Source organism: Polaribacter litorisediminis, from assembly GCF_019968605.1.
Classification (GTDB): Bacteria; Bacteroidota; Bacteroidia; order Flavobacteriales; family Flavobacteriaceae; genus Polaribacter; species Polaribacter litorisediminis.
Genome location: NZ_CP082966.1, coordinates 1,538,049 through 1,555,206 on the forward strand (window position 1 = coordinate 1,538,049; position 17,158 = coordinate 1,555,206).

A 17,158-nucleotide genomic window follows, 5' to 3' on the forward strand; every position below is an offset into this window, starting at 1 on the left:
TATGAGGATAGAAAATGAGTTAAAACTTGGTTTTAAAGATGTAATGATTCGTCCGAAACGATCTACATTAAAATCACGTTCGCAAGTAACTTTAGAGAGAGAATTTACTTTTTTGCATAGTGATTTGGTTTGGAAAGGCATCCCAATTATGGCTGCAAATATGGATACCGTAGGTACGTTTAAAATGGCAGAAGCTTTGGCTAAAGATGGCTTATTTACTGCAATTCATAAACATTATTCCATAACAGAATGGCAAGAATTTGCTAAAAACGCTTCAGAAAAAGTTTTAAAAAATATTGCAGTAAGCTCAGGGATTGGAAAAGATGATTCAGAAAAAGTAGCACGTATTTTAAATGAATTTCCGCGGATAAACTTTATATGTTTAGATGTTGCTAACGGATACTCTGAACATTTTGTGAATTTTGTCAAAAAAATGCGCAAAAATCATCCTAATAAAATAATTATTGCTGGTAATGTTGTTACGGGTGAAATGGTCGAGGAATTATTATTAGCAGGAGCAGACATTATTAAAGTAGGGATTGGTCCTGGTTCTGTTTGTACAACTCGTGTTAAAACAGGCGTTGGCTATCCGCAATTATCTGCAATTATAGAATGTGCCGATGCAGCTCACGGAATGGGTGGTCAAATTATTTCTGATGGCGGTTGTAAAATTCCTGGAGATATTGCAAAAGCTTTTGGCGGTGGCGCCGATTTTGTTATGCTAGGCGGTATGCTTGCCGGCCATGAAGAAAGTGGCGGTGAATTCATTGAAAGAAACGGAGAAAAATTCAAAGCTTTTTACGGAATGAGTTCTACAACCGCTATGAATAAACATGTTGGTGGTGTAGCAAATTATAGAGCATCCGAAGGAAAAACAGTAGAAGTACCTTTTAAAGGAGATGTTGAAGAAACCGTAACAGATATTTTAGGCGGCATTAGATCTACATGCACCTATGTTGGTGCCCGTAGATTGAAAGAACTCACCAAAAGAACCACATTTATTAGAGTTCAAGAACAAGAAAACCAAGTTTACTCTTCATGAAAAATTTAAAATTATCAACTCTTTTTCTGTTGCTTTTTATCTCTATTTCTTGTAAAAAAGAAGTTGTTAAAATTGATAATAAAATACAAGCGAAAAGTAGTATTAAATATGCAAAAGGATTTGATATTATTCATGAAAACGGAACTAAAAAATTAATTATCAAGTCTGCATATCAGAATTCTAACACAATTTTTGAATATCATATTAAAAATAAAAATTCAAAGACCAATTTAAACAATACATATAATATCATTGAAGTTCCTATTCAAAAAATAGTAGTGACTTCTACAACGCATATTCCTATGGTTGAATTGTTGCATGAAGAAACTTCAATTATAGGTTTTCCATATGCTAACTATGTTTCATCAGAAAAAACAAGAAAATTAATCGATGCAGGAAAAATAACCGAAATAGGAAAAGAAAGTTCCTTAAACACAGAAATTTTATTAAACTTACAGCCAGAATTGGTTGTTGGTTATAGTGTTTCTTCTGCAGATAAATCTTTAAACACGATTCAAAAAGCAGGAATCAATGTAATTTATAACGGAGATTGGCTAGAAGAAACGCCTTTAGGAAGAGCTGAATGGATCAAATTTTTTGGAGTTCTGTTTGATAAAGAAAATCAAGCTGACAGTATTTTTAAAGTGATAGAAACTAATTATTTAGAAGCAAAGCAAATCGCATTAAAATCAACAAAAAAACCAACTATTTTGTCTGGTGCCATTATGAGTAAAGACATCTGGAATTTACCAGGTGGTGAAAGTTTTGTGGCACAGTTTTTAAAAGATGCTAATCTTGATTATCTCTGGCAAAATTCAAAAGGGAAAGGTAGTTTATCTTTAAGTTTTGAAAGTGTTTTTGAAAAAGGAAAAGATGCGGATTTTTGGATTGCTCCGGGTTACTTTTCATCTAAAGAACAACTTTTACAAACCAATCAATTATATACAAAGTTTAAAGCTTTTAAAGAAAATAACATCTACACGCCAACAACTAAAAAAGGAAAAACCGGTGGTGTGCTTTATTACGAATTAGCGCCTACAAGACCAGATTTGGTGCTAAAAGATATTATCAAAATTACAAATCCAGACTTATTACCTAATTATACCTGCACCTTTTTTGAAAAAATGAAATAAGTTCTATTGCAGAGAACCCTTTCTGTAAATAAATTAAAGCCAATCGTTGCGAAAATCTGCGATATATCGAAATAATAAGACAATCAGCCTTAGCATTTTCTGATTTTTTGCCAGTTTCTGCCATTATTTCATCTAACAAATCCCATCTGTTTTCAGACTGAAGTTTGGCTATTTTTCCAAAATCAAAGGAATTAATCACCACTTCTGCAGAATGAGTTTTTCCTAATCTAGTTGCATTCAATTGGTTTAAAATTCGATAATATATTAAGATTGATTCTGGAGTAATCCCACCAATTAATCCTATTTTTTTATGATTTCAGCTTTAATTTCTCTAAAGAATTTTCACGCATATATAAAAACAGCGGAAAGGTAAAAGCGACAGCGATTAAAAATGTTAACGGAATTAAAACCCACCAAAATTTAACTTTTAGTCGTAAAGATTCCGGAATCATAAAAGCAAAAAAAGTGAAGCAAACTACTGTTAAATCTGCTCCAAACGATTTTCCTGCAAAATTTTGCTGGGCATCTTGAAAAAAACCAATCAAATTTGCATTTTCTACAGTATTAAAATATTGAATATTGTAGTACCAAGTGTAACAAATTCCTAATATTGCTAATAGTAAATAGATGTGTTTTAATTTCATTTTTCGTGAGTATTAAACCTCAAAGGTTTGGGTAACGTTAAATTCTAAAACAACTTTTGCTGATTCTCATCATTATTGTCTTTTTTCTTCTGAATGGCTTTCTTTAAAAGTGCTTGCTTTTTTTCTTCTTTAGCCTGCGTATCTAATGTTGAAGGTTTTTCAATAACTGGTGTGTCAATTGGCAATTTCTCATCAATAACTTCTTCATCTACAACTTCTATTTCTTCGGAAGTTTCTTCTTTTGGTTCTTCAAAAGGCAAAGAATCTAATAAATTTACATTTTTAATTCTATCTGTAGTCAATTGATTTCCTTGTGCTTTTATTCCTTTTACAGCAATAAACTCCTCAAAATTTATTTTTTCATTTTCTAAACTTCTTTTAGAAAACTGAATTTCTGCAACAGGTCTATAATCTGTGGCTACAATTTCTAACTGACTTTTTGGATGATTAGAAATAAACTCTTCTTCTTTTTCTATGGTTTCAATCAAGAAACGTTTTACATAATAGCGTTCTTTTTCACCATCAAAATAAATTGCAGAAATAGGTTTATTTGGGTTCCATTTTTCTAACACAATCATATCATCTTCGAAATGCATCGCCAAATCAGGTTTTACAGCCTTGGCTTTTCCACTTTGTGTAATAATTAATAGTTTATCTTCAGCTTTAAATTCGCCCAACAACTCCCCTCTTTCATCAACATTTAAACGTTGCACAGCATCATCAAACCAAATTTTACGAGGTTTTAAGGTAGAAACTCCTGCGGATTTAAAATCGATACTTTTAATTGAAAATTTCGTAATAATATTACCACGAATTGCTCTACCTTTTACACCTAAATCAGCAAAATCAATATCCCATTTCAATTTTTTTATAGTTCCCACAGAACGTAAATTTATGGTCACAACTTCTGCTTCTCCGTTTGGATTTGCTGAAAAATAATGAACAACAGATCCTTTGTTTTTACCCGCTAAATTATATTCTTTGTCACGCGTAACCGAGGTAACATTAAAACGTTTCATATAACTAGCGCCACGTGCACCATCTCGATACATATAATTGTAAACTGTGCGCCTATCTTTCTTTTTAAAGACTGCCACATGAATGATATCTTTACCTACAAAGGTTTTAGAATCAATTTTTGAAACCATCATGCCTCCATCTTTTCTGAAAATGATAATATCATCGATGTCTGAACAATCGGTCACAAATTCATCTCTTTTCAAGGAAGTTCCGATAAAGCCTTCTGCCCTATTCACGTATAATTTAGTGTTATTCATAGCCACTTTTGATGCCACAATATCATCAAAAATTCGGATTTCAGTTTTGCGTTCTTTTCCTTTTCCGTACGTATCTTTTAATCTTTTAAAATAATTTATTGCAAATTCAATTAAGTTAGCTAAATGATCTTTAACAACGGCTATTTTCTCTTCTAAACTGTCAATGAATTGCTTTGCTTTATCAATATCAAATTTTGATATTTTTTTAATTTTAATTTCAGTTAAACGCGTAATATCTTCCACAGTAATTGCACGTTTTAAATGCTGTATATGTGGTTGTAAACCTTTGTCTATAGCCGCAATAACGCCATCCCAAGTTTCTTCTTCTTCGATATCTCGATAAATTCTATTTTCTATAAATATTCTTTCTAAAGATGAAAAATGCCATTGTTCTTCCAGCTCATTTAATTGAATTTCTAATTCTTTTTTCAGTAAATCAACCGTTAAATCTGTAGAATGTTTTAACATTTCTGAAACTCCCACAAAAACAGGCGTATCATTTTCAATGGTGCAAGCCAAAGGAGATATGGAACTCTCACAATTTGTAAAGGCATACAAAGCATCAATACTTTTATCAGGAGATACATTAGGCGGTAAATGCACTAAAATTTCTACTTCTGCTGCAGTATTGTCTTCAATTTTTTTAATTTTTATTTTACCTTTTTCATTTGCTTTTATAATGCTGTCAATTAAAGAAGTTGTAGTCGTTCCAAATGGAATTTCACTGATAATTAAGGTTTTTTTATCTTGTTGTGCAATTTTTGCTCTTACACGAACCTTTCCTCCTCTTTTTCCGTCGTTATAATTGGTAAAATCTGCAATTCCTCCAGTTAAAAAATCAGGAACTATTTTAAAACTTCTTCCTTTTAAATATTTAATAGAAGCATCAATCAATTCAATAAAATTATGGGGTAATATTTTGGTTGATAAACCTACAGCAATTCCCTCTGCACCTTGCGCTAATAATAAAGGGAATTTTACAGGTAAATCTATCGGTTCTTTTCTACGGCCGTCATAAGACATTTTCCAATCTGTTGTTTTTGAATTAAAAACAACATCTAAAGCAAATTTAGATAAGCGAGCTTCAATGTAACGAGAGGCAGCAGCTCGGTCTCCGGTGAGAATATTTCCCCAATTTCCTTGCATATCAATCAACAATTCTTTCTGACCAATTTGCACCATGGCATCTGCAATTGAGGCATCTCCATGCGGATGGTACTGCATTGTGTGCCCAACAATATTCGCTACTTTATTGTAACGACCATCGTCTAAATCTTTCATAGAATGCATAATTCTACGTTGCACTGGTTTTAAGCCGTCTTCTAAAGACGGCACCGCTCTTTCTAAAATTACATAAGACGCATAATCTAAAAACCACTCTTTGTACATGCCTGTAACTTTGGTAATGGTTTCTTCTTGGGGTGATTCTAATTGTTCACCTTCGTTCGTTAATTCCTCTTCGTGTTCGTTTTCGTTTATTTCTTCACTCATTTAGCCCCCTTTTAATTCCCCAAAGAGGAAATTTAGCTTGTTTGATTTATACTCTTGAGGATGTATTCTTAAACCTCAAATTTTATTTTTATAGAAGTTTGCTTCTTTTCACAAACTTGCTAAAAGTCCTTTACTTTGAAAAGGATTTAGGATAAGATTATAGTTAATTCATATTGGGCGTTCCCTAAAAAGGTCGGGCTTTACGTTCTATCTTTTTATTTTGTTCTCGATACAAATTTGTTTATTCTTCACAAATTCACTCGAACTACAATAAAAAGAATACCACTTCAATCCCTAACCCAGCACATTTGCCAACTTTTTGTTTTATTCTATATCTTTTTTATAATCAACTTTTGTTCTTTTTTTTGTCATTGCAAAGAAAGTTTTCACTTTCTGTGGCAATCTCGTAATTAATTAACAGATTGCTTCGTTCCTCGCAATGACATTTCTAATTTTAATATTTACTGCAATTGCGCTATCACTATTCAAAACACTTAACAAAATTGCAACTCCTTATTCTGTAAAGACTATTGGAGCATATCGTAAACCCATCTTATAAGAATTGGAGGTCACAAATTGTGATTTCCAATTTTAGCTAGTTCAAACATAAAATCATCTTGAAAACGATTTAATTTTCTTTTGACTGCTTGTTTTAAAACTCTTGTTTCTACTCGATATAATTCCGCCAAATCTCTATCTAACATTACCTTTTAATCACGTATCAAATAGATTTTATTCTTTCATTTTTTTATCTTGAAGTATTAAAATAGCTCTTCAAGTTATTTTTTTATCTTTTTAGACATGAGGTCGCAATTTGCAAACTCATCTCTAAAAGTTATTCATCTTTATTTTTAAGCTGCATTGAAATAATAAACAATGCACCTGCTAAAACGCCAAAAAAAAGTCCAGAATTTGTTCTGCTTGATAAGTTATTCCAATCGATTTGAAACAACCAGAATAGCAATACCAAACCAAACATTACTGTAAAAATATTCTTAATTAGTTTTTTATTATATTTTTTCTTCAACATAATTTAATTTAACCTTTAAAATTTAGTTTTAGAAAGATTGATAAAACCATAAATTGTGAATTCTAATTTAAGTCTTACAAAACCTCTCAGGTTTCAAAAACCTGTGAGGTCTTCATGAACATTGATATTTTATCCAGAAACTTGCTACAAAATCCTTTCTTTCCAAAAGTATTTAAGATAGACTTGCTTCCTCTTCAATAGTATCTAACTCTATCTTTAAATTCTCAATAATAAATTTTTGTCTATCAGGGGTATTTTTTCCCATATAAAACTGCAACATTTGCTCAATCGGTATTTCTTTGTCTAACATAACAGGATCTAAACGAATATCATTACCAATAAAATGCACAAATTCATTAGGCGAAATTTCACCCAAACCCTTAAAACGTGTAATTTCTGGTTTGCCTTTTAATTTTTGTATAGCTTCTCGTTTTTCTTCATCAGAATAACAATAAAACGTTTGCTTTTTATTTCTCACTCTAAAAAGTGGCGTTTCCAAAATATATAAATGACCTTCTTTGATTAATTCCGGGAAAAATTGGAGAAAAAAAGTGATCAATAATAATCGAATATGCATGCCATCTACATCAGCATCTGTGGCAATTACAATGTTATTATAACGCAAATCTTCTAAGCCATCTTCAATATTTAATGCCGCTTGTAATAAATTAAACTCTTCATTCTCGTATACAATCTTTTTACTCAATCCAAAAGAATTTAAAGGCTTTCCTTTTAGACTAAAAACAGCTTGTGTGTTTACATTCCTAGATTTTGTGATGGAACCCGAAGCAGAATCTCCCTCGGTAATAAATAAAGTAGTTTCTAAATAATTTTCTTTTTTAATATCGCCCAAATGAATTCTACAATCTCGCAATTTTTTGTTATGCAAACTTGATTTTTTTGCTCTATCTCTCGCTAATTTCCGAATCCCAGAAAGTTCTTTCCGTTCTTTTTCTGCTTGAACTATTTTCCGCTGAAGTTTGTCTGCCACTTCTGGATTTCTATGAAGAAAATTATCCAGTTTTGTTTTTACAAAATCATTAATATAGGTTCTCACCGTTGGCAACTCTCCTCCCATTTCGGTAGAACCTAGTTTCGTTTTCGTCTGACTTTCGAAAACAGGTTCCATGACTTTAATGGCAATCGCAGAAATTACGGATTTTCGAATATCCGAAGCTTCAAAACTTTTTCCGTAGAAATCACGAATTGTTTTTACAATAGATTCTCTAAACGCTGCCTGATGTGTACCTCCTTGGGTGGTATATTGCCCGTTTACAAAAGAATGGTACTCTTCTGAATATTGCGTTTTACTGTGCGTAATCGCAACTTCAATATCATCGCCTTTTAAGTGAATAATAGGATATAACATATCATCCTTATTGTTATTATCTTCCAACAAATCTTTCAATCCATTTTTGGATAAAAATTTTTCACCATTAAAAATAATCGTTAAACCAGGATTTAAATACACGTAATACTTTAGCATTTTTGCTACATATTCATTTCGGTACTTGTATTTTTTAAAGATTTCTTCATCTGGGATAAAAGAAACTTTGGTTCCTTTTCTACGAGATGTTTCTTCTAAAAACTCTTGATTTTGTAAATTTCCTTGGCTAAATTCCGCCGAAGCAGATTTCCCTTCTCTAGAAGATTCAACTCTAAAAAAAGACGAAAGGGCGTTTACAGCTTTTGTACCAACACCATTTAAACCCACTGATTTTTTAAAAGCTTTGGAGTCGTATTTCCCTCCAGTGTTCATTTTAGAAACTACATCAACCACTTTTCCTAGAGGAATTCCCCGACCATAATCTCTAACCGTAACTTTACTTCCTTGAATAGAGATTTCGATAGTTTTCCCTGCGCCCATCACATATTCATCAATAGAATTGTCTAGCACTTCTTTGACTAAAATATAAATGCCATCATCTGCAGAAGAACCATCACCTAATTTACCAATATACATACCAGGGCGCATTCTAATATGCTCTTTCCAGTCTAATGATCTAATATTATCTTCTGTATATTTGGTTTCTTGAGTCATGTAATGTCTTACAGTAATTAAGTTTAAGGAATCACAAGATAGCCATCTCATTAGAAAAAAGGAAAGACAAAAAGAATTAGTTATCAACATGATTTCAACGGTTTTTATTGCCTTCGCTCTTCACTTTTAACAAATAAGCTAAAACCCAATAGCTGCTAAAAATCACAATAAAAAACAATTTGTTGTATTTTTAAACAAATTGAAATTTATATAACAATTTGATTACTTTTGAAATCTAAATAAATGATAAATCGTGGAAAGAACACAACTTTTAGAATTAGCAAATACATACGGAAGTCCTTTATATGTATATGATACAGATAAAATTGAATCGCAATATAATAGATTAACAAATGCTTTTAATAGCGTAAAAAATTTAAAACTCAATTATGCGGTAAAAGCACTTTCTAACATTAATATTTTAAAATTTTTTAAAAATTTAGGTGCCGGTTTAGATACTGTTTCTATTCAAGAAGTACACTTAGGATTGACTACTGGAATTGATCCGAAGAAAATTATTTTTACACCCAACGGGGTTTCTTTAACAGAGATTGAAGACGTTGCAAAATTAGGTGTTCAAATAAATATTGATAATCTTTCAATTTTAGAATTATTCGGACAAAAGCATCCAGAAATTCCGGTTTGTGTGCGGATCAATCCACATATTATGGCAGGTGGAAATTCTAAAATTTCTGTAGGTCATATTGATTCTAAATTCGGAATTTCAATTCATCAAGTACCACATATTAAACGTGTTGTAGAAAATACTGGGATGAATATCAACGGAATTCACATGCACACAGGTTCTGATATTTTAGATATTGATACTTTTTTACGTGCCACAGAAATTTTGTTTGATGTAGCAAAACAATTCGAAAATATTGATTTTATTGATTTCGGAAGCGGGTTTAAAGTTCCTTATAAAGAAGGCGATATTTCTACAGATATTGAGCAATTAGGTTTGCAATTATCAGAAAGATTCAATGAATTTTGTGTTGAATACGGAAAAGAGATCACCTTAATGTTTGAGCCAGGAAAATTTTTAGTTTCTGAAGCGGGTGTTTTTCTTGCCAAAGTAAATGTTGTAAAACAAACAACTTCTACAGTATTTGCCCATGTAGATTCAGGTTTTAACCATTTGGTAAGACCTATGATGTATGATTCTTACCATCAAATCACCAATATTTCAAATCCTACAGGAAGAGATCGCTACTACTCAGTGGTTGGCTATATTTGTGAAACAGATACCTTTGGTTCTAACCGAAGGATTTCAGAAATTTCAGAAGAAGATGTATTGTGTTTCCACAATGCTGGGGCGTATTGTTTTTCTATGGCATCCAATTACAATTCTCGTTATCAACCAGCCGAAGTAATGCTGTATAAAGGAAAAGATTATTTAATTAGAAAAAGACAAACAATTGAAGATATTCTGCGTAATCAAGAAGTTGTAGAGTTTTCAACAAATAATGCACTTAAAAAAGAAGCAATTACTGCCTAAAAACTTCTAGAAATAATTATTTTAGCCACAAATTCATAAATTATTTTAGTGAATTTGTGGCTAAACTTTTTAAACTACTTTTTGATGAAAATTAGACGATCTACTGCGGATGATATTCCGAATATTATGACCCTTATTGATGATGCAAAACAATATTTAGCATCTCAAAAAATTGATCAATGGCAAAATGGTTATCCGAATGCTGATCAAGTTGAAAATGATATCCAAAAAGAAGAAAGTTATGTGGTTGTTCATGAAAATAATGAAGTTATTGCTACGTCCATGTTTACCTGTGAAAAAGAACCTACATATAAAGTAATTGATGGTAATTGGATTGTAAATGAAGATGAACCTTATGGTGTTATCCATAGAATGGCCATCAAAAAAGAATTTAGACAATTGGGTTTGGCTACTTTTATGTTCAACGAATTTCATCAGCAATTAAAAGCTCAAAACATACAAAGTTTAAAGATTGATACCCATGAAAAAAACATAGGAATGCAATCTTTACTTAAAAAATTAGGGTATCGATATTGTGGAATTATTTACACAAACTATAAGGCAAAACGTTTGGCTTTTGAGAAAGTAATTGCATAAAAAACATCTCGACACAAAATTCTTATTCTGTATACAATTTAATTTCATTTATAATCGAATAAATTACTCAAATTGAAAGAATTTCACTCGATGTGACAATGGGTAAATATTTAAATGCATCAGTAAGAAAATGATGTAACTTCGAATGTTTTTTTTGGCGTATAAAGAAAAATTGCACCGAGAAGTTTTATATTCATCATATCCAAACACAAAATAAAAGTATATTTACATCCTCATAAATTTAATTTTATGAGGATTTTTTTTTCTTTAAAATTTAATATAAAAATGCAAATTCTTCCATATATAATTCAACAAACGCAACTTTCATCAAAAGCCATAGAAAACACCATTTCTCTTTTAAATGAAGATGCTACAATTCCTTTTATCAGTAGATATAGAAAAGAAATGACGGGTAATTTAGATGAAGTTCAAATTGGAGAAATTGTAAAATTTAAAGAGCTTTTTGAAGGGTTAGAAAAACGAAAAAAAGCAATTTTAAAAGCGTTAGAAGAACAAGGTGTTTTAACACAAGAGCTAACGTTGAAAATAAACAATTCTAGAGATTTAATTGAACTAGAAGACATGTATTTACCCTATAAGAAAAAGCGAAAAACCAAGGCAGAAACGGCACGTTTACAAGGTTTAGAACCCTTGGCAAAAATGATTATGAGTCAGCGCGTAAATGATTTAGAAAACACGGCCTCAAAATATACATCTAAGGAAGTTGAAAATATTGAGCACGCATTAGAAGGCGCTCGTTTTATCATTGCAGAATGGATAAATGAACGCACAGATATTAGAAATACTATTCGAAGAGAATTAGAGCGTTTTGCAACCATTTCATCCAAAATAATAAAAGCAAAAAAGGAAGATGAAAAAGCCCAAAAGTTCAAAGATTATTTTGACTGGAGCGAATCTTTAAACAGAATTCCATCACACAGATTGTTGGCAATTTTAAGAGCAGAAAATGAAGGTTTTATTCGCGTGAAAATAGAAATTGATGCAGAAAGAATGTTACAGAGAATTGAGAATCGAATTATTAAAACTCAAAACGCATGTGCTACTCAAATTGAATTGGCAATTAAAGATGCTTTTAAACGGTTATTATTTCCTTCTTTATCTAATGAAGCTTTGTCAATTGCCAAAGAAAAAGCAGATGAAAATGCCATTTTAGTATTTGCTAAAAACTTAAAGCAATTATTATTGGGCTCGCCTTTAGGTGAAAAACGAGTCTTGGCAATTGATCCTGGATTTAGATCTGGCTGTAAAATTGTTTGTTTAAATGAACAAGGAGAATTAAAACATAATGAAAACATTTTTCCTCACGAACCTCAAAAACAAACCATTGAGGCCATAAAAAAAATTAACTTCTTAGTGGAAGCTCATAAAATTGAAGCCATTGCTATTGGAAATGGAACTGCCTCACGAGAAACGGAACAATTGGTGAAGAAAATTCAGTTTAAAAATCCTGTTGATGTTTTTGTGGTAAGTGAAGCTGGAGCATCCATTTATTCTGCTTCTAAAATTGCACGAGATGAATTCCCAAATTACGATGTTACTGTTCGTGGCGCTGTTTCTATTGGTAGAAGATTGCAAGATCCTTTAGCAGAATTGGTAAAAATTGATGCAAAATCGATTGGAGTTGGACAATATCAGCATGATGTTGATCAAACCAAACTTAAAAAATCTTTAGATACTACTGTTGAAAGTTGTGTAAATACGGTGGGTGTAAATATTAATACGGCAAGCGAATCTTTGTTAAGTTATGTTTCTGGAATTGGCCCTAAACTAGCAGAAAATATTGTGAAGTATAGAAATGAAAATGGTTCTTTTTTATCAAGAAATGAAATTAAAAAAGTACCTCGTTTGGGCGGAAAAGCATTTGAACAAGCTGCTGGTTTTTTACGAATTAAAAACGGGGAAAACCCGTTAGATGATTCTGGGGTGCATCCAGAAAGTTATGTTTTGGTTGATAAAATGGCGAAAGATTTAAAAACTAAAGTTGCGGATATCTTAGGAAATAAAGAAATCCTTCAAAAAATTAATCTTCAAAAATATTGCACAGAAACCATTGGTTTACCTACTCTGAAAGATATTATCAAAGAATTAGAGAAGCCTGGAGTTGACCCAAGAGCAAAAGCGAAAGTGTTTTCTTTTGATGCAAACATTAAAACAATTTCTGATGTAAGAATTGGTCAATTATTACCAGGAATTGTCAACAACATTACCAATTTTGGTTGTTTTGTAGATATCGGAATTAAAGAAAGTGGTTTAATTCACGTTTCAAATTTATCAGATACTTTTGTAAAAGACGTGAATTCAATTGTGTCTTTACAACAACAAATTATTGTAAAAGTGTTGGAGGTGGATGTTGTGAGAAAAAGAATTCAATTGGCTTTGGTGAAGTGATAAAAGTTAAAAATCTTCATTTGAAAATTTTCTAATAAAAACTTCTGGGGAAGTAAAATACATTTCTTTAAAATGTCTTGATTGAACAAAACTTAGTTTTGCTTCTTGTTGTACTTTTTTACAATTTTCTATTTTTATCAAATCCTTTGGTTCTTCAAATTTTTTATGAACCAAACTGACATAAAAACCATTTTGTTTGGAAATATCTTTTTGTTTTGGATTATAAAACTCATTCCTAATTTCTTTTGCCGTTTTTACTTTATTCAAATTATATTTTTCTGCAAAATCATTGTAATCTAAACTTTGAGCAGCTGCTCCTTTAATTTTTAAAGTATGACTTGAAAAAAATTTGGAGTAGTATTCTTTATCTTCTTTTGTGAAATTTTTATTCGTTTCTTTTTCTAAAAGAATTCTAAATAAAATATTCGCTTTCTGAATTTCTTCAATACATAAAACATAAATTGCATAAGCTCTTGCAATTCGATTACCATCAAATAAATAATCTGCATCATCGAGCAATGATTTAGAGTTATTAAAGCATTTGTGAATTCCAGTTTTAATTTCTTCTTTATCTAAATGAACCATTATCTTTTTTGTATAAATTTAAATGAAATTATATTATAACAAAATTGTTTATAAAATTATAATCTACTTAAAAATATAGGCTTAATATTTTTTGTTTTTTCATTAATTTCGACCTTATAAAATCAACCAATATTGAAAGTCTGTATCGCAGAGAAACCATCTGTAGCAAGAGAAATCGCTAACATTCTAGGAGCCAACACAAAACGTGATGGTTTTTACGAAGGAAACGGCTATGCTGTAACCTATACATTTGGACATTTATGCACACTTTTAGAACCCAAAGATTACAAACCTCACTGGAAAAGTTGGGATATGAATAATCTCCCAATGTTGCCAGAACGTTTTGACACCAAAGTTACCGGCGATGCAGGAATTAAAAAACAATTCAGCATTGTAAAATCTTTGTTTGATAAAGCTACTGTGGTCATTAATTGTGGGGATGCAGGAACAGAAGGAGAACTCATTCAGCGTTGGGTCATCAATCAATGTGGTTATAAAGGCGAAGTACAAAGACTCTGGATTTCATCGTTAACGGAAGAGGCTATCAAAGAAGGCTTTAATAATTTAGAATCGTCTAAAAAATATGATAATTTGTACTATGCAGGATATTCTAGAGCGATTGGAGATTGGCTTTTAGGCTTAAATGCAACCCGTTTATACACCATAAAATTTGGCGGTTACAAGCAAGTTTTGTCGGTAGGTAGAGTGCAAACTCCTACCCTAGCAATGCTCGTAAATAGGTATTTTGAAATTCAAAATTTTAAACCAGAACCGTATTGGGAATTGCAAACTACCTATAGAAGTACGCTTTTTAATTACGAAGATGGTCGTTTTTTAAAAGAAGAAGACGGACAAGTATTAGCCAATAAAGTAAAAGAATCTGACTTTGAAATAGTATCCGTCACCAAAAAGAAAGGAAAAGATTACGCTCCTAAATTATTCGATTTAACAGGTTTACAAGTGTATTGCAATAATAAATTCGGATTTTCTGCGGATGAAACCCTTAAAATGGTTCAGAAGTTATACGAAATGAAAGTAGTAACCTACCCAAGAGTTGATACCACTTTTTTACCGAATGACGTATATCCAAAAATTGCAGGTATTTTATCGAAATTGACGAATTATAGTGCCTTAACACAACCGCTTTTAGGTAAAAAAATAAAGAAAACAAAACGTATTTTTGATGATACCAAAGTAACCGATCACCATGCCATTATTCCCACCGGAATTCAAGGAAATTTGCAATACAATCAACAACGAGTTTACGACATTATTACTCGCAGATTTATTGCTGTTTTTTATCCTGATTCAGAGGTTTCAAATACGTCTGTAATTGGTAAAGCTGCCAATGTTCCTTTTAAAACAACGGGAAAAGAAATTTTAACAAAGGGCTGGCGAGTGGCTTTTGAGACCGAAGAAAGCAAAGCTAAAAAAGAATTAAACGAGCAAGCAACTTTACCCTCCTTTGTAAAAGGTGAAAAAGGACCTCACGAACCTTCGTTTTTAGAAAAAGAAACAAAGCCGCCAAGAAATTTTACCGAGGCAAGTTTATTACGTGCCATGGAAACTGCCGGAAAGCAAGTTGATGATGATGAGATGCGAGAATTGATGAAAGAAAACGGAATCGGTAGGCCTTCTACAAGAGCGAGTATTATAGAAACTTTATTTCGACGAAAGTACATTGAACGCAAGAAAAAATTAGTATTACCTACCCAAACTGGTATCGATTTAATCAATATAATTGACAATGAATTGTTAAAATCTGCTGAATTAACTGGACGCTGGGAAAAGCGTTTAAAAGAAATTGAGAGAGGAGAATTCAATGCAGGAACTTTTATCAAAAACATGAAAAAAATGGTCGATGATTTGGTGTATGAAGTACGCTCTAACACTTCTAAAAAACGGATCTCTTCAAATTCTAATGGTATGCCAAAGGGCAATGAATTGAATCAATCCGCAGTTTCAAAAACCAAATCGAAAGCAACATCAAAAAAAGAAGTTGTTGGAAAAACCTGCCCAAAATGCAAAAAAGGACAACTTTTAAAAGGATCTTCCGCTTTTGGCTGTTCGGAATACAAAAGCAATTGTAATTTAAAGATTCCGTTTAAGATCTATGATAAAAAGATTTCAGAAAATCAAATAATAAGATTGATTGATAAGGGTTGTACCACCAACCTAAAAGGTTTTGTTTTCAATGATCAAAAGGTAGAAGGTTTAATTCGATTTGATGAGGATTTTAATTTAAAGTTAGCACCTAAAAAACAGCTCAGCAATTCGAATTTAGTTAAAAAATCTTCTGATAAAATTCTCTGTCCTAAATGTAAAAAAGGAACCGTTTTAAAAGGTAAAACGGCTTATGGTTGCTCTAATTATAAAAATGGCTGTGATTTTGTATTTAAATTTGAAAATATCAAAAAAATTGCTAACGGAAAACCATTAACGAAAGAATTGGTTTTGGAGATTATTTCATCATAAATTACAATTATTATTTCTCCTAAGCTAGTAATTTACAATTTTAAATTAATTTTCTTAAACATTCTATAGATTCCCTTTTTCATGGGAATTCCATAAGAAATAATACTACGTTTTTCTATGTAAACATCCAATAGGGCTTGCTTATTTTCAATAGGATTACCTTCATAAGAATCGTTTAGTATTAACGATTAAATTCTGATGTTTTAAAAATTTTGCAAAAAATATTATTCTCTAATACTCCAAATTTCATGAATTGGACTCCCTTTGCTTGACAAGCCTGAATGATGCCAAGTACCATCAATCAATTCATAATCAAACTTTAAACTACGTCCTGTTTTAGAATCGTCTTTAGAAAAGAACTCGATATTTTCTGTATATTTTCCGTTTTTAGTAGTATAAGTTCCTCCTCCCGTTCCCATAAACTGTTTTGTTTCGGTATTGTATGCTATCCATTGAAACCGAGTTCCTGATAAAATTTTCATAGTTTTTCTTGGTTTACTTGTATCCCTTAACTGAGTTTTACCATCTCTAATTCTACCAGACATTAACCAAGCTCCTTGTAATTTTCCTGGTGAGCCATTATCTAATCTTTTTAATTTAGAATTACGGTCAATTATTTCTATTTCATCGTTTGTAATACGTACTTTAAAACTTACTTGTGCTCCAACAAGATCGGGGTTGTCTGTATGAAACTCAATTTCTTCAGTCATCATATTACCCTCTAGTTTCCATTTACCTCCATTGCTATTTATAAATTTACCAGTAGTAGCATCATAAGTTGTAGCTACTTGATAACCATTTGAAAAAATTACGACTGTTTTTAATAATTCTCCGTTTTTAGAAGTAGAAGAGCCTTCCCATGCACCAATAATTCCCTGGGATTGAAGCATCAAAGAAAAGGTAATACTAATGAGAGATAAAATTATTTTTTTCATG

Annotated in this window: 14 protein-coding genes; 6 read left to right on the plus strand and 8 right to left on the minus strand. The window is 31.5% G+C overall.

Annotated features, from left to right (window positions below; genetic code table 11):
* Position 1 precedes the first annotated feature (1 nt).
* Both K8354_RS06620 and K8354_RS06625 read left to right on the plus strand, forming a co-directional pair.
* A complete protein-coding gene (locus K8354_RS06620; RefSeq protein ID WP_223446537.1) occupies positions 2-1,042 on the plus strand; it encodes a GMP reductase in 1,041 nt (346 codons plus the stop codon).
* A complete protein-coding gene (locus K8354_RS06625) occupies positions 1,039-2,175 on the plus strand; it encodes an ABC transporter substrate-binding protein (protein ID WP_223446539.1) in 1,137 nt (378 codons plus the stop codon). Before K8354_RS06620 ends, K8354_RS06625 begins: the two co-directional genes overlap by 4 nt.
* Here the strand turns inward: K8354_RS06625 and K8354_RS06630 are convergent.
* The 6 genes from K8354_RS06630 to K8354_RS06655 form a co-directional block, all read right to left on the minus strand.
* Complete coding sequence (locus tag K8354_RS06630) at positions 2,138-2,416, minus strand: hypothetical protein (protein WP_223446541.1); 279 nt, start codon at positions 2,414-2,416, stop codon at positions 2,138-2,140. The two genes, K8354_RS06625 and K8354_RS06630, sit on opposite strands and share 38 nt — an antisense overlap.
* 67 nt (positions 2,417-2,483) lie before the next feature.
* The gene (locus K8354_RS06635) at positions 2,484-2,819 is read right to left on the minus strand and encodes a DUF2834 domain-containing protein (protein ID WP_223446543.1); all 336 of its coding nucleotides are present in this window, start codon (positions 2,817-2,819) and stop codon (positions 2,484-2,486) included.
* A 44-nt stretch (positions 2,820-2,863) separates the two neighbouring features.
* Positions 2,864-5,587, minus strand: coding sequence for a DNA gyrase/topoisomerase IV subunit A (locus K8354_RS06640; RefSeq protein WP_223446545.1), 2,724 nt, complete (start codon positions 5,585-5,587; stop codon positions 2,864-2,866).
* 569 nt (positions 5,588-6,156) lie between these two features.
* Entirely contained in the window at positions 6,157-6,291 is a 135-nt protein-coding gene (locus tag K8354_RS18660) for an ORF6N domain-containing protein (protein WP_223446547.1), read from the minus strand.
* A gap of 131 nt (positions 6,292-6,422) precedes the next feature.
* Entirely contained in the window at positions 6,423-6,617 is a 195-nt protein-coding gene (locus K8354_RS06650) for a hypothetical protein (protein WP_223446549.1), read from the minus strand.
* A 172-nt stretch (positions 6,618-6,789) separates the two neighbouring features.
* The gene (locus K8354_RS06655) at positions 6,790-8,658 is read right to left on the minus strand and encodes a DNA topoisomerase IV subunit B (protein ID WP_223446551.1); all 1,869 of its coding nucleotides are present in this window, start codon (positions 8,656-8,658) and stop codon (positions 6,790-6,792) included.
* 253 nt (positions 8,659-8,911) lie between these two features.
* On the opposite strand from K8354_RS06655, the gene lysA reads away from it, so the two are divergent.
* From lysA to K8354_RS06670, 3 genes are all read left to right on the plus strand, one after another.
* The gene (lysA, locus tag K8354_RS06660; RefSeq protein ID WP_223446553.1) at positions 8,912-10,156 is read left to right on the plus strand and encodes a diaminopimelate decarboxylase; all 1,245 of its coding nucleotides are present in this window, start codon (positions 8,912-8,914) and stop codon (positions 10,154-10,156) included.
* A gap of 84 nt (positions 10,157-10,240) precedes the next feature.
* Positions 10,241-10,753 carry a GNAT family N-acetyltransferase gene (locus K8354_RS06665; protein WP_223446555.1) on the plus strand — a complete coding sequence of 171 codons (513 nt, stop codon included), beginning with the start codon at positions 10,241-10,243 and terminating at the stop codon, positions 10,751-10,753.
* A gap of 285 nt (positions 10,754-11,038) precedes the next feature.
* Positions 11,039-13,162, plus strand: coding sequence for a Tex family protein (locus K8354_RS06670; protein WP_223446557.1), 2,124 nt, complete (start codon positions 11,039-11,041; stop codon positions 13,160-13,162).
* A gap of 6 nt (positions 13,163-13,168) precedes the next feature.
* Here K8354_RS06670 and K8354_RS06675 read toward each other — a convergent pair whose 3' ends face one another.
* Entirely contained in the window at positions 13,169-13,747 is a 579-nt protein-coding gene (locus K8354_RS06675) for an AbiV family abortive infection protein (RefSeq protein ID WP_223446559.1), read from the minus strand.
* A gap of 132 nt (positions 13,748-13,879) precedes the next feature.
* Here K8354_RS06675 and K8354_RS06680 point away from each other — a divergent pair, with 132 nt between their 5' ends.
* The gene (locus K8354_RS06680) at positions 13,880-16,222 is read left to right on the plus strand and encodes a DNA topoisomerase 3 (protein ID WP_223446561.1); all 2,343 of its coding nucleotides are present in this window, start codon (positions 13,880-13,882) and stop codon (positions 16,220-16,222) included.
* Positions 16,223-16,446: 224 nt separating this feature from the next.
* On the opposite strand, the gene K8354_RS06685 is transcribed toward K8354_RS06680, so the two are convergent.
* A complete protein-coding gene (locus tag K8354_RS06685; protein WP_223446562.1) occupies positions 16,447-17,157 on the minus strand; it encodes a DUF4488 domain-containing protein in 711 nt (236 codons plus the stop codon).
* Between the last annotated feature and the right edge of the window lies 1 nt (position 17,158).

What these genes read in the sequence shown, in the direction of transcription:
- K8354_RS06620 (WP_223446537.1), top strand. Translation starts at nt 2, where the DNA reads ATGAGGATAGAAAATGAGTTAAAACTTGGTTTTAAAGATGTAATGATT.
- K8354_RS06625 (WP_223446539.1), top strand. Translation starts at nt 1,039, where the DNA reads ATGAAAAATTTAAAATTATCAACTCTTTTTCTGTTGCTTTTTATCTCT.
- K8354_RS06635 (WP_223446543.1), bottom strand. Translation starts at nt 2,819, where the DNA reads ATGAAATTAAAACACATCTATTTACTATTAGCAATATTAGGAATTTGT.
- K8354_RS06640 (WP_223446545.1), bottom strand. Translation starts at nt 5,587, where the DNA reads ATGAGTGAAGAAATAAACGAAAACGAACACGAAGAGGAATTAACGAAC.
- K8354_RS18660 (WP_223446547.1), bottom strand. Translation starts at nt 6,291, where the DNA reads ATGTTAGATAGAGATTTGGCGGAATTATATCGAGTAGAAACAAGAGTT.
- K8354_RS06650 (WP_223446549.1), bottom strand. Translation starts at nt 6,617, where the DNA reads ATGTTGAAGAAAAAATATAATAAAAAACTAATTAAGAATATTTTTACA.
- K8354_RS06655 (WP_223446551.1), bottom strand. Translation starts at nt 8,658, where the DNA reads ATGACTCAAGAAACCAAATATACAGAAGATAATATTAGATCATTAGAC.
- K8354_RS06665 (WP_223446555.1), top strand. Translation starts at nt 10,241, where the DNA reads ATGAAAATTAGACGATCTACTGCGGATGATATTCCGAATATTATGACC.
- K8354_RS06670 (WP_223446557.1), top strand. Translation starts at nt 11,039, where the DNA reads ATGCAAATTCTTCCATATATAATTCAACAAACGCAACTTTCATCAAAA.
- K8354_RS06675 (WP_223446559.1), bottom strand. Translation starts at nt 13,747, where the DNA reads ATGGTTCATTTAGATAAAGAAGAAATTAAAACTGGAATTCACAAATGC.
- K8354_RS06685 (WP_223446562.1), bottom strand. Translation starts at nt 17,157, where the DNA reads ATGAAAAAAATAATTTTATCTCTCATTAGTATTACCTTTTCTTTGATG.